This is a genomic window from Blautia argi, from assembly GCF_003287895.1.
Taxonomy (GTDB): domain Bacteria; phylum Bacillota; class Clostridia; order Lachnospirales; family Lachnospiraceae; genus Blautia; species Blautia argi.
On the sequence record NZ_CP030280.1, the window covers coordinates 2,995,994 to 3,009,608 of the forward strand.

Sequence of the window (13,615 nt, forward strand, 5' to 3'; positions counted from 1 at the left end):
CCGGCAGTAATTCCTCTATAAAATCTTTTCTACCGCCTGTAAAACTGCTTTATTTTCCTTATGATTTCCTGCACAAATCCTTAAATATCCATTCATAAAACGCACCGAAATCCCTTCTTTTTTCAAAGCCTCAAACAGACTCTTTGCTCCCTCAATTTCTATATAAATAAAATTTGTACTGGTTGGATAAATTTTTCGGATTCTTTCTTTTTTCTCTTCAATCTTCTTTAATCCTGTATACAATTCTGCTGTTGCTTCCCGAATCTTTTCTGTACATTCCCGAAGATAATCCTGATGTTTCAACACAGCACACCCGGCTGCCTGTGTCAGCGAATTGACATTGTATGGAGATTTTACTGCTTTTAAAACTCCTGTAATATCCCTGTTTGCTGCCGCAAAGCCCAAACGGATAGCTGCCATTCCAAAGGCCTTTGAACAGGTTTTCAATACAATTAAATTTGTATAATTTTCCACTTCATTAAGTACAGAGCCTTCTGAAAAGTCCATATAGGCTTCATCTACGACTACCAGTGCATCTATCTCTCTTACTACCTTTAAAACGTCTTCCCTTTCTAACTTCAATGCTGTGGGATTACAGGGATTTGAAAAAATAAGCAGCCCTGCGCTGCATTCCCGAACCTTTTGTATCAAATCCTCTGCACAAAGCTGCATATCCTGTTTTTCCAATACCTGAACCTTTACGCCTGCAGCCTGTGCGTAGAACTCATACATGGAAAAATCAGGACTTACGGTTACCATACTTTCTCCGGGGATTAAAAAACTTTGAATAATCAGAGAAATCAACTCGTCCGAACCGTTTCCGGCCGTAATAAGTGTTGAAGGAATGTGAAAAAATTCCCCAAAGCACTGACAAAGTTCTCTTGCTTCAGGGTCGGGATAACGATGAAATTCCACCTGTCTGATTGCCTCTAAAACGTCTTTTCTGATATTTTCCGGCAAATCCAGAAAGCTTTCATTTGCGTCCAGACGAACCTGATAAACTTCTGTAACCGGCTGATAGGACTGAAGCTTTTTCAGTCTTTCCGGTATCTCATATGCCATAATTTTTCCTCCTATCCCCTGCTGGTAGTGTCAAAAACTACCCATTTTTTATTGTTTAAATCTATTAAAAACCTTGATTTTTAGGGAAATCTGCAATAAAAAGAGCATTGACCTCCCTTTTTTGGTATAATGTCAATCGCCAAACCAACATCCCCGAAAGGAGCCAATGCTCATGGACATTATACAATACTTACTTTCTTTTATTCAATACCAACACCAACAAATCTGCTGGCTTTTAAATTTTATCTGCAGATATATCCCTCTTAAACAGTGGGCTTTCGATGATTCTCATTCTCCCAAATATCAAAAATTCAAAGTTGATGAACTTCCGGTCATTAAAACCTTTGTCAAACAGGACTGGCAATTCCTTCTAGAATACTATACATGGAAGTATCACAAATCACTCAAACCAGTGCAACGACGCAATGGAAAATCCATTCCTGAAGATACCATCTGCCCCTTATGCGGTGCTCCACACCATTTCATCTATGACAACAATGGTGGAAACGGACAATACCAGTGTAAAGTTTGTGGTCAGACTTTCATCTCAGGTGAAGTAGCTTCTGCACCTGTTCGTTTCATCTGCCCTCACTGTGGTAAGACCCTTGTAGCTAAAAAAGATCGCAAGTTCTTTCGTATACATAAATGTGTAAATCCGAAATGTCCTTATTATCTGCACAATCTCAAAAAAGTTGAGAAGAAGGATCTAAAAGAGGACTATGGCAAAAATAAATATAAACTCCATTACATCTACCGTGAATTCACTGGTAGATTTCTTTACCATGGATTTAAATTCACTACCTAAGAATGCTTCATCCTTAAAATTTTCCAAACACAACGCACACGTCATGTCTCTTTGCCTGACCCTACATATCAACCTTGGATTATCTCTAAGAAAAACATCCCAAGCACTAAAAGACCTTTACAACATTCAGCATCTCCCATCAGCAGATTGCTAACTATTGGCAAAACTGCGGCTGTTTGCATTAAGCCCTTTGTTGATCATTATGACTATAAAACAGGAGATGTTTTTACCGCTGATGAAACCTATATCAAAGTAAGAGGAATCAAAGCTTATATCTGGTTTATCATGGATGCTGCAAGTCGTTCTATCATCGGATACCAGGTCTCAGACAACCGAAGTGTCGGTCCCTGTATCCTTGCAATGAGAATGGCTTTTCGACATCTCACAGAACTACCGAAAAAATTTAAATTCATTGCAGATGGATATAGTGCATATCCACTAGCTGCCATGGAGTTTGCTAAAAAATTAAAGATGATTTTAAATTTACCATCACACAGGTTATCGGTTTAACCAATGATGACGAAGTTTCAAAAGAATTTCGTCCTTATAAACAGATGATCGAACGTCTCAATCGCACCTACAAAGTTCCTACCGAACTACCAATGGTTTTGATAATTATGAAGGTGCCAATTACGATTTAGCCTTATGGGTTGCTTACTATAATTTTCTGCGCCCACACAAGCACAATCATTATCAGGTACTCAACAAAGCTGATATGCTAAATGGCGCTGATAATATGCCAGGTAAATGGCAACTGCTCATTTTCTTAGGACAACAGACCATCTTAAACCTTCAAACTGGAAAGTTCTAATTGTCTTAGATTCCGAGCCTGAGGTAATATATCCAGCCATCGAAAGCAACGCTTTCGGCTTGCCCTTGATGGCACGCAAAAGAACTGCTACACTGCTGGTATTCGACGGAAGAAGTTCTAACTGTTCTTGAGTTCTTCGCCGTCGGTGATTTATCTACAGCAGTTCTTGGCGTGCTGTCAAGGGTGGCGTAAACTTACCTCAAACTAACATATCTGCAATTTTCAAGGTTCATCTGAGCCTTTTTCTTATCGCTCAGTTTTTCATAACTCAGTTGACACTACCCCCCTGCTTTTTACATCTTTTTCTATCTTATTCATAAGGTCTTCTATCTCTTTTTTCCGTAACTTCATGCTGGCAATATTAACAATCAGGCGGGCACTGATATTACAGATATCTTCTTTAACTTCCAGTCCATTTTCTCTGAGTGTTGTGCCTGTTTCTACAATATCTACAATGGCATCAGCCAGTCCCAGTACAGGAGCAAGTTCTACAGAGCCTTCAATTTTCACCAGATTAATATCCATGTTTTTACTTTCAAAAAAGGCTTTTGCCACATTCATATACTTGCTTGCAATAGTTCTTGTTTTGTAGCCGTGATACACATCTTTTCCCTTCAAAGCAGCCAGGGCAAACCTGCATTTTCCAAATCCCAAATCTGCAACTTCATAAAAAGTACCACCCTTTTCCATAATGGTATCTTTCCCCACAACCCCCATATCGCAGACACCTGTTTCCACATAAGTAACTACGTCTGCTGCTTTTGCAAGGACAATCTCAATACTACCGTCACCAATGGGCATAATCAGCTTTCTTCCTTTTTCTCTTACGCTGGTACAGTCATATCCCAGCCTTTCCAGCATCTCTACTGTTTTCTCCTCCAGGCGACCTTTTGTAAGGGCCATTCTAATTGTCTTCATCTGCGTCTGTTCCTTTCCCCAGTTCATATTCCATGATTTCTTCCCCTACCAGATGAACCTTCAAAATCCCTTTTTTTCGGGCATAGGAAAGTGTTTCCTCCAGCGTATCAAACACGCTGTTTTCAACTGTTTTTCCCTGTTTCTCCAAAGCTTTTCTATAATGTACACTATTTGGTATTGCCTGTATATCTTTGGCAAAAACCAGGATTTCCGGTACTTTTTCCGGCTCTGTTTTCACCATCTGGCTTGCCAAATCCACATTAATTCCAAATCCAATAGAGCCTTGATTTTCTCCAAATTGCCCCAGAAGTGTATCATACCGTCCCCCGGAAAGTACCTGCTCTCCCACACCGTCAAAATACCCTCTGAATATAATTCCTGTATAATATTCCGCCAGATTTACAAGCCCCAAATCAATGATTACTTTATCAGAAAGTCCCAGTCTGCAGAGATATTCATATATCTCTTTTAAGTAATCCAGACTTTCTTTTGCGCCGTTTTCATCAAACAGTTCATAAGCTTTTTCAAAGACCTCTTCTCCTCCAAAAAGCCCCGGAAGCTTTCTGAGGGCTCTGGCAGCCTTATTCTCCTGCGCCTTACCTAAAATGTCCGTAAGACTTGCATAATTCTTCTGTTCAATCAGAAGCCGAATTTCTTCTTTTGTTTCTTCATCTGTATCCAGACTGCCCATAATCGCCTTAAAATAACCGATATGGCAAAGCTCCAGACGGTATTTTCCACCGCTGATTTTGTCCAGACTTCTTGCTGCAAGCTCCACAACCTCCAGGTCACTTCTCCAGGAAGAACCGCCGATTAATTCAATTCCTACCTGATTAATTTCTACACTTTTACTCTTTCTCTCAGGAAATCCACGGTAAATATTATGGTTATAATACAGTCTGAGAGGCAGCGGCATTCCTTTCAGTCTGGTTGCCGTCAGCCTCGCCACAGGAACTGTACAGTCCGGACACAGCACCAGGAGTCTTCCTTTGGAATCTGTCAGTTTATACATGGTTTCTTTTGGCAGATATTTTGCTGCTTTTCCAAAGACATCATAGAACTCCAATGCCGGTGTCATAACCCTGCGGTATCCCTGGGAAACAAATAAATCTTTTAAAGCTTTTGTCACCTGAGAACGCTGCTCACACTCTGCAAAAAGCAAATCTCTGGTTCCGTCCGGTGTTATTTTGTCGTAATATCTCATATTTATCTCCCTTCGCTTTAGCGTGCTACCATATTAGCATTACGATGTATTTTTGTCAACAACTTTTCTTTTACATCATTCCCGCCAGAATCACGCTGGCGGCAATTCCGGCAAAAGAAGCCAGAAGCGCTCCCCACACCGTATATCTGGTCTTATTTACCTTTGCAGCAATAAAATACACGGAAATAGTATAAAAAATAGTTTCTGTACAGGACATCATAATAGAAGCTATCAATCCTACATGGGAGTCGGTTCCAAACTCCCGGAAAATATCCAGTACCAGACCGGTAGCCGCGCTGGAAGAAAACATTCTTACAATAGTCAGGGGTACCAGCTCCGCCGGAAATCCCATCCGGGCTGTCAGACTGCCCAGAACCCCTCCCAGCATATCCAGAAATCCCGATGCCCGCAAAACTCCCACTGCTACCATAAGTCCAATCAGCGTAGGCAAAATTTTCACTACGGTTTTCAGACCGTCCTTTGCACCTTTTACAAATTCCTCGTATACATGACACTTCATCAAAACACCAAATCCTACTATGTAAAATAAAATCAGAGGAATGCTGACCTCAGACAGAAAAATCAGAAGCTTCATATCTTGGCCTTCCTGACTCCTTATTGGTCTTTTCTTCAGTTTTACGCAGGAAAACGCAAAAAAAGAAGAGGTACTCCGGGAAACAGCGCCGGAAATAGTTCTCATAGCGCTGAATACGGAAGCCTCTTCTCCTCTCATTCTTTTTCAATTCTGTTTTCTTCTATAAACTTCTGTATTTCCTCAGAAAATGCCTCTCCATACTTCTCATACTTACTGCTTCCCACACCGTTTATAGACAGCATTTCCTCTTTTGTAACCGGCAAGTATGTGCTCATCTGGCGAAGGGTTTTATCCGAAAAGATAATATACGGCGGCACCTTTTTTTCCTGTGCCATCTGATACCGTTTCTGCCGCAGTCGCTGAAAAAGCTCCGGATATTTCACCTCTTCTGTTACCTTTTGCTTTGTTTTCTTTTCTGTACTTAAAGTCTTTGGCTGCTCTTTTGGAAATTTGAGAAGCACTTGTTCTTCTGTCCCTTCAATCAACTCTTTTCCCTTTTTTCCAAGGTGGAGAACCGGATATTCTCCTGCGGTAAGCACCAGGTATTCCTTTACCAAAAGGTCGTTTAATATCTGACGAATCCGCACAATGGTTCTGTTTTTTAATGTACCGTAATATGTATTTTCATTCAGATGAAACTGCCGTACCTTTGCATTATCTGAACCGTGTACTGCATCTGTAATTGCCTGTATTCCGTACCGCTGTCCACTGGTTTTTACCAGATTCAGAATGGCTTTTGCCTCTTCTGTTACGTCAGTTTCCTGAAATTCAGTCAAACAGTTTTTGCAGTTTCCGCAGTAATTTCCCCCATACTCTCCAAAATAACGGAGAATGTATTCTCGCAGACACTCATTGGTAAAGCAGTAAAAGGTCATTCTCCGCAGCCGTTCCAGATTTCTCTCCTGAATCAGGATTCTTTCCTCCCAGTCAAATTCCTCATTTTCCATTTGCTGCTGAATGAGAAATTCATTCATCTTTACGTCCTGTCCCCCATAGTACAAAATGCACTCTCCCTGTTCTCCGTCCCTTCCTGCACGTCCTGCCTCCTGATAATAGCTCTCTATATCTTTGGGCATATTAAAATGCAGGACAAAGCGCACATTGGACTTGTCAATCCCCATGCCAAAGGCATTGGTAGCCACCATAACCGGTGTGCGGTCATAGATAAAATCCTCCTGATTTTTCTTCTTTTCCTCCTCGGAAAGTCCGGCATGATATGGCACTGCCCCGTATCCCTCCTGTACCAGACGCTGATGAATTTCTTCTACGTTTTTCCTGGTATTGCAGTAAATAATGCCGCTTTTTTCCCGGTTTTTGTCCAGATAATCAAGCAGCGCCTGCACTTTGTCCTTTGGCTTTTCCACTGCAAAATAAAGGTTTTTTCTGTCATATCCTGTGACTGTCACAAAGGGATTTTGCATCCCCAGTATACAGAGGATATCTTCCTTTACCGCTTTTGTGGCAGTCGCCGTATAGGCGGCAAGTACGGGACGCCTGGGAAGTATCCTGAGAAATTCCGCAATTTTCAGATAGCTGGGGCGGAAATCCTGCCCCCACTGGGAGATGCAGTGCGCTTCGTCTACTGCAACCATGGAAATTTCCGCCTGCCTGGTAAGCGCAAGAAAAGACTCTGTCATCAATCGTTCCGGCGCTGCATAAATGATTTTATATCTCCCCTGCGCGGCAAATTCCATTGCCTTTCTGTACTGGCCCTCTGTGAGAGAACTGTTTATAAAAGCCGCATGCACCCCTGCGGCATTCAATGCTGCCACCTGGTCCTTCATCAGAGAAATCAGAGGGGATACCACAATGGTAATCCCGGAAAAAAGCAGGGCAGGTATCTGAAAACAGACAGATTTTCCCGCCCCTGTAGGCATAATTCCCAGAACGTCGCGTCCGGCTAACGTATGGTCAATCAAGCCTTCCTGCCCTTCCCGAAAGGTATCGTATCCGAAAACTTCCTTTAAAACCCTGTACTTGTCCATATCCTTTTCCCCTTCCTTTTCTATAAATCTCCCACAAAATTATAAAAATTCCTGGACTTCTTTCATAAGCTTTTCTTCTGTTTTTCTGATATTTTCTGCCAGAGAAATGCTTTGTCCGGAAGCATTTTTATACTGATGGAGAAAACCGCCCAGGGACTGCAGTCCCATATTGCAACCGTCCATGAGAAGCTTTGCTATCTGACTGCTGTCTGCATTTTTCAACAGCTTTATATCTGTGGAAATTCTGGAAAAAACAGAGGTTACAACCCCCGGTTCCTTTTCTTCAATGCCTGCTTCCTTCAGCATTTTTCCTGCCTGCTCTTCGTATTCCTTATGTTTTTTATCATAAGTATCCATAAGCTCTTTCAGCTTCTCGTCCTCTACATAATCCCGTATCTGATTAAAACTGTTGATTGCCATTTTACACCCCAGACTGCATTCTCGCAGCAGATTTCTGGTCTGTGAATCCATCTGAAATACCCTCTTTCTTTTCTACCGATGTAGCAAAAACTAAATTTCTGCTATACTAGTATTGGTATTTAGAAGTTCCTTTTATTCCTCTTTTTTCTTAAAATCCCCATTTTCTAAAGAAACGAAGTTATAATCCGAGTAAGTGCCCTTTCTATTGGCACAAAGCCCTTACTCCAGAAATTCCAGATTTTCCTCTATCCACCCACGATTCTTTCTGCCTTTAAAAAAGCCCCCATTGTATCTTTCACTGTCTTTTTTGCTCACGGATACCATAAATTGAATCCGAAAAGAAAAGTCTTCTGCCTCCAATACGGTAAAGGGGTGTTCCTCCATAGCCAGTATTTGCATATGGCCCTTTCTAAAAAAAGGATACGTTCCTGTAAAACCCTTTTCCTCCAATTTTTTTGTTACCTTCTGTCTTTCCTTCTCTGCTTTTTCGTTTCCCTCTTTACCATAATCACGAACAGTATATACCTTTGATGCAGCCTCAATTTTCCTGTACAATGTTTCATAAAGGGAAATACCTGCTCTGCTTTCCATATGCCTTTGAATCCATTTTTCTACCCATGGAAAAGGGTGCTTTTCATAAAATCCCAACAGATTTTTAAGCCGGATATCTCCCGCTTCTAAAGCAAATCTTTTCATGCAGGCTACCCCTTCCAGGGTATCTGTATACATCTCTTCCAAAGATTCTTTTATGGGAGAAAAAGCACGAAACGGGGCAAATTCCATAAGCGGAAGCAGCTCTTTTTCCTCCTGCGTACACACCGTATCCCCCATATAGGAATATTTATCGTAAAGGGTTCCTGCAATATATACCAGACGTCTCCACTGTTCCTGTCCTTTTACCCAAAAATGCCCGATACAGTGGTATTGATAACAGGTGGTTTTTTCCTGAACAGAAGAAAACCAGAGGGTAAACACATTGTCCTCCCCCTGCCTTACTACAAGAAGATACTCTCCATTCTCTCTTGCCAGATGTGCCTGTACAGCGCCTTTAAAATCCGGCAGGCAGATGCCTGTCATACGGCAGCTCTCCAGAATCAGAAAACATTCCAGCGCATCGTTCATCATATACGGAATATAATATTTTGTTTCCCCGGCCTCTTTCCGCATATGCAGTTCAAACGCCTCTGCCCGAAACAGTTCTGCCAGCTTCAAAATAGTTTCCGGCATGTCCGCGGAAAGACCGGGAAGGAACTGCCTTAATTCTTCATAATAGTCCTGTGTCATATAAGTCCGTCCTGTCTTTCAATCTATGATACGTCCATCTTATCACAGGGGCCGGATTTTTAAAAGGAAAATCCCATGAAAAAACAGAGCCGCTGTACGGAGTTTCCTCTCTGCACAGCAGCCCTGTTCTGTCTTTTATAAATCTGTACCATATACTTCTATTTGAGCCAGCGCCGGGAATGGAGAAGGTTCTGGGGAGGGAATCAGTTTTGACAGCTTCAGCCAGGTAATTTTCTTCTTCTCAAAAGTAAATTCCTGTCCGCAGCCTGTCTTTTTCAGAGAAAATTCTTTCTCCTCCCCGTCAGAAAATGTAACTGTCACCTTTTTCCACCAGTTATCATGAGGGAAATCCGCACGAATATAGAGAATAATGCGGTCAACTTCTACTTCCCTTCCAAAATCCAACGTCATTTCCGCGTCCGGATTTCGATTAATACCCCAGGAATCATAGGGCCATTCTCCATGACATTCGTTTGCCGTTACGCCGTCAATGGCATTTTTTGCTGCAAAAACAGCTTCTCCTCTTGTTTCTACATTAGCAAATGCATGAGGAAAGCAGGTCGTATTTTCATGTGTATCATTGACGTTCAACGCCAGATTTCGATAGCTCTTTACTTCAAAATCTTTTGCCTTGCGTACACTGATTAAGTGCTTATTTCCGGAAAATGCCTTTGGAGAGAGATTGATTCTCTTCTCTCCAAAAGGAATTTTATAATGTGCGATTCCGGTAAGATAAACCAGATTTTTCCCCAGAGCATCATCAAACTGTACCCATGCATATTCTCCTTCTTTGGAGATTTCCAGAAGGATTCTGTCCCCTTCTTCGTAAGTTCTTGCAACCATAAGGTTGACTTCTTCTTCCCCTCTTGCCCATGCTACGGTCCGCTCATTTTTATCAATTACCTTCAAACTAAACATGTTTTTCTCCTTTAGCAACCCAGGATTTCCTTTACGCAGGCAGCAATTTTCTCACATTTGCAATTTGCGAAAAACAGTTCCTGAAAATGTTCTCCTGCCAGTGCGCCTTTTACCAGTTCTCTGTCCATTTCCATTAAAATATCTGTGAAATCTCTGTAAGTTACTTTCTTTACTTCGTCCAGAATCTTCTTATTTCTCTGTTCCGGTATGGCTCTTTCTCTTGGATAACCCTGTCCGCTTTCTTCACAGAACAGCTTCTCGAAAATGTATTCCAGATTCAGATCTCCGCCCCAGCCAAAGCCTTTTGCGAATGGTAAGGAAATAGCATTTCCGTCATTAATCTGTGCAAAAGTATAGGCGTCCAGAGCATCTTCTACATGTCCGCAGATGACTCCCGGGAAGGAATTGCAGGCAAGCATCGCTCCTTCTCCTGTCCCGCAGCCTGTAATCACATAGTCTGCTGCGCCGGAATTTAACAATACAGCTGCCAGGATTCCCACCTGTACATAAGTCAGCTGTGCTTCATCTTCTGCTGTATACATACCGTAATTATCTACCGTAAATCCCATTGGTTCTACTACTTTTCTGAGGGATTTTTCAATCATAGCGTTTTTTGCGCCCTGGCTGTTTTCATTCATTAATGCAATTCTCATGGTCTTTTTTCTCCTCTTAATTTCGTTTATTCTCTATCCTTTGTTCCCGCTTATTTTGGCTGTTTTCCGATGTAAGCCAGAATACCGCCGTCTACATATAAAATCTGTCCGTTTACAAAATCAGATGCCTCGGAAGCAAGAAATACTGCAGGTCCCATAAGGTCTTCCGGGTTTCCCCAACGTGCAGCCGGTGTCTTGCTGATAATAAACTGATCAAAGGGGTGTCTGGATCCGTCCGGCTGAATCTCTCTTAAAGGTGCAGTCTGAGGAGTTGCAATATAGCCAGGTCCGATACCATTGCACTGAATATTAAATTCTCCATATTCAGAAGCAATATTTTTTGTCAGCATTTTTAGTCCGCCTTTTGCAGCCGCATAAGCAGATACGGTTTCTCTTCCCAGCTCGCTCATCATGGAACAGATGTTAATAATCTTTCCGTGACCTTTTTTCAGCATGCCTGGAATGACTGCCTTTGACACAATAAACGGTGCGTTTAAGTCTACGTCAATGACCTGACGGAACTCTTCTGCGCTCATGTCTGTCATTGGAATACGTTTGATGATTCCTGCATTGTTTACCAGAATGTCAATGGTTCCTACAGTCTTTTCAATATCCTGAACCATGTCTGCTACCTGTGCCTCGTCTGTTACGTCACAGATATATCCCTTTGCCTTAATTCCCTTTTCTTCGTATGCTTTCATTGCAACATCCATGTGCTCCTGGCCTCTGCAGTTAAACACAATTTTTGCCCCTGCCTTTGCATAAGCCTCTGCAATGGCAAAACCGATTCCATAGGCAGCACCTGTTACTAAAGCTACCTTTCCTTCCAGTGAAAAACTCTTCATAACGTCCATTTTTCTTCTCCTTTTCTACTTGTCTTCTTTTATTTTAATTCCTGATTTTCAATGTGATCCATATCATCAAAGTCCTGATTTTCCCCTGCCATGCCCCAGATAAAGGTATAAGCCTGTGAACCGGAACCGGAGTGGATAGACCAGCTTGGAGAGATAACTGCCTCTTCATTTCTCATAACAATGTGGCGTGTTTCTGCAGGCTCTCCCATGTAATGCATAACAAAAGCATCTTCCGGAATATCAAAGTACAGATAAACTTCCATTCTTCTGTCATGGGTGTGGCAAGGCATGGTGTTCCATACGCTTCCCGGCTCTAATTTTGTCATACCCATTTCCAACTGGCAGCTTTCTACCTGTCCCGGAAGAATGTATTTACAAATGGTTCTGTGGTTGGACTGTTCCAGGGTTCCCAGCTCTACTTTATTTTCGTCTTTTACAATTACAACGCCTTCCTCTGGTGTTCCTTCCGGCTTAATCAGCACGGTGGGATATGTATGGTGTGCCGGTGTACTGTTAAAGTAGAATTTCGCCGGTTCTGCACTTTCTTTGCTGGAAAAAGTGATATCTTTTACACCCATTCCAATGTACATGCCTTCCTTATGTCCCACTTCATATTCTTTTCCGTCTGCTACAATCACACCTGCACCGCCGATGTTAATAATTCCCATTTCACGTCTTTGCAGAAAATATTCTGCTCTTAATTCTGCCCCTGCAGTAAGCACCAGAGCCTCCTCTGCCGGCACTGCTGCACCTGTGATAATGCGGTCAATATGGCTGTAAACCATTTTGATTTCCCCCGGTACAAACAGGTTCTGAATCAAAAATTCCTCTCTTAAACGGTCTGTGGTATAGTGTTTTACATCTCTTGGTGATGCTGCTGTTCTTACTTCCATTTTGTTTCCCCTTTCTGTTTCCTGTACGATATCTTTTATATGTTTTTATTATAACAGACTGTGCTTTTGGGAAGGTTTCTTTTCCTGTTTAAAACCTTGCAAATATTGAACTTTCTTCCTTGCTTTTGAAGACATTCTTTTATATACTGGATATAAAGATATGAGAATAAACAAAGCGTTGATTATGCATACGGATTATATAAGATTCCCAAAGAATTTCTTATGTAACAAGAAATCGATAGAAAGGAGATTCGGATATGAAGCTTCTCAATTCCTGTAAACAGTCCATTGCGGACTGCCTGCAGCAGAAAACCTTTGCCATCGCTCATTTGTACAGCGATGAAAAACCAATGGATATGCACATTCATGACTGTTATGAAATTTATTATTCCATTTCCGGAGGAAAGCAGTTTCTTATTGACAACTGTTTTTACAACATTTTTCCCGGAGATATTTTCTTCATAAACCAGTATGAAAGCCACCACCTGACTCAGATTGACAGCCAGATTCATGAACGGATTATTCTGTCTATTTACCCGGAATATGTGAAATCCCTAAGCACTGCAAACACCAATCTGAACGCCTGTTTTCAGAATCGCTCCCTGCGTTCCAATCACAAGGTGTCCCTGACTTTGGAAGAGCAGAAGAATTTCCTTTACTATATCCATAAGCTTACTCACACCTCAGGGTATGGCACAGATATTCTGGAACAGGCTGCTTTTCTGGAACTTATGGTATTTCTGAATAAGCGTTTTCAGAAAAATCACATTGCAGATACGGAAACACAGATTAATTCTAACGCGCAGGTGGACAGCATTTTATCCTACATTAACCAGCACATTGAAGAGCCTTTAAGTCTGGAACAGCTTTCTTCCCACTTCTTCATCAGCTCTTCCTATCTGTGCAGGCTTTTTAAATCTGCTACGGGTACGACCATTAATAAATACATCACTGCAAAACGGATTTCCCATGCCAAAGAATTGCTGGCAGAAGGATATACAGTGACAGAAACCAGCGCAAAATGCGGGTTTAACGACTACAGCAATTTTTTCAAGGCTTTTACAAAGGCCACTAGCGTGTCACCGAAGAAGTATGCTCAGTTTTTTGGCACAGTAGAGGTGAACATATTTTGATTCCAAGTATAAGGACACCGCATGAAGAGTACGCTCCATGCGGTGTTTGCAATATCTCTTAAACATGTATATTCAGACTT

The 13,615-nt window shown here is 41.7% G+C and carries 12 protein-coding genes and 1 pseudogene; 2 read left to right on the forward strand and 11 right to left on the reverse strand.

Going from position 1 to position 13,615, the window contains the following annotated elements; genetic code table 11:
* Positions 1–15: 15 nt before the first annotated feature.
* Positions 16–1,062: a histidinol-phosphate transaminase gene (hisC, locus tag DQQ01_RS14555; RefSeq protein WP_111920582.1), complete on the reverse strand. Its 1,047-nt coding sequence runs from the start codon at positions 1,060–1,062 to the stop codon at positions 16–18.
* Between the two features lie 172 nt (positions 1,063–1,234).
* Here hisC and DQQ01_RS18290 point away from each other — a divergent pair.
* Positions 1,235–2,678 (forward strand): annotated as a pseudogene (locus DQQ01_RS18290) (DDE-type integrase/transposase/recombinase).
* 261 nt (positions 2,679–2,939) lie between these two features.
* Here the strand turns inward: DQQ01_RS18290 and hisG are convergent.
* The 10 genes from hisG to kduI all read right to left on the reverse strand — a co-directional run bounded on the left by hisG (position 2,940) and on the right by kduI (position 12,402).
* The gene (gene hisG, locus DQQ01_RS14570; RefSeq protein ID WP_111920970.1) at positions 2,940–3,596 is read right to left on the reverse strand and encodes an ATP phosphoribosyltransferase; all 657 of its coding nucleotides are present in this window, start codon (positions 3,594–3,596) and stop codon (positions 2,940–2,942) included.
* Positions 3,583–4,800: an ATP phosphoribosyltransferase regulatory subunit gene (gene hisZ / locus DQQ01_RS14575; RefSeq protein ID WP_111920584.1), complete on the reverse strand. Its 1,218-nt coding sequence runs from the start codon at positions 4,798–4,800 to the stop codon at positions 3,583–3,585. Before hisZ ends, hisG begins: the two co-directional genes overlap by 14 nt.
* Positions 4,801–4,870: 70 nt before the next feature.
* Positions 4,871–5,395 carry a spore maturation protein gene (locus tag DQQ01_RS14580; protein ID WP_111920972.1) on the reverse strand — a complete coding sequence of 175 codons (525 nt, stop codon included), beginning with the start codon at positions 5,393–5,395 and terminating at the stop codon, positions 4,871–4,873.
* 134 nt (positions 5,396–5,529) lie between these two features.
* Positions 5,530–7,380, reverse strand: a complete 1,851-nt coding sequence (recQ, locus tag DQQ01_RS14585; protein WP_111920585.1) for a DNA helicase RecQ — start codon at positions 7,378–7,380, stop codon at positions 5,530–5,532.
* Between the two features lie 39 nt (positions 7,381–7,419).
* On the reverse strand, positions 7,420–7,851 hold the full coding sequence (locus tag DQQ01_RS14590) for a hypothetical protein (RefSeq protein WP_111920586.1): 432 nt from the start codon (positions 7,849–7,851) through the stop codon (positions 7,420–7,422).
* Positions 7,852–8,019: 168 nt separating this feature from the next.
* Positions 8,020–9,084: a DUF3878 family protein gene (locus DQQ01_RS14595; RefSeq protein ID WP_111920587.1), complete on the reverse strand. Its 1,065-nt coding sequence runs from the start codon at positions 9,082–9,084 to the stop codon at positions 8,020–8,022.
* Between the two features lie 135 nt (positions 9,085–9,219).
* Positions 9,220–10,002: a DUF7402 domain-containing protein gene (locus tag DQQ01_RS14600; RefSeq protein WP_111920588.1), complete on the reverse strand. Its 783-nt coding sequence runs from the start codon at positions 10,000–10,002 to the stop codon at positions 9,220–9,222.
* 11 nt (positions 10,003–10,013) lie between these two features.
* Positions 10,014–10,655, reverse strand: coding sequence for an RpiB/LacA/LacB family sugar-phosphate isomerase (locus DQQ01_RS14605; protein WP_111920589.1), 642 nt, complete (start codon positions 10,653–10,655; stop codon positions 10,014–10,016).
* 50 nt (positions 10,656–10,705) lie between these two features.
* A complete protein-coding gene (locus DQQ01_RS14610; RefSeq protein WP_111920590.1) occupies positions 10,706–11,509 on the reverse strand; it encodes a gluconate 5-dehydrogenase in 804 nt (267 codons plus the stop codon).
* A 29-nt stretch (positions 11,510–11,538) separates the two neighbouring features.
* Positions 11,539–12,402, reverse strand: coding sequence for a 5-dehydro-4-deoxy-D-glucuronate isomerase (kduI, locus tag DQQ01_RS14615; RefSeq protein WP_111920591.1), 864 nt, complete (start codon positions 12,400–12,402; stop codon positions 11,539–11,541).
* A gap of 257 nt (positions 12,403–12,659) precedes the next feature.
* On the opposite strand from kduI, the gene DQQ01_RS14620 reads away from it, so the two are divergent.
* Entirely contained in the window at positions 12,660–13,535 is an 876-nt protein-coding gene (locus DQQ01_RS14620; RefSeq protein ID WP_111920592.1) for an AraC family transcriptional regulator, read from the forward strand.
* Positions 13,536–13,615 lie beyond the last annotated feature (80 nt).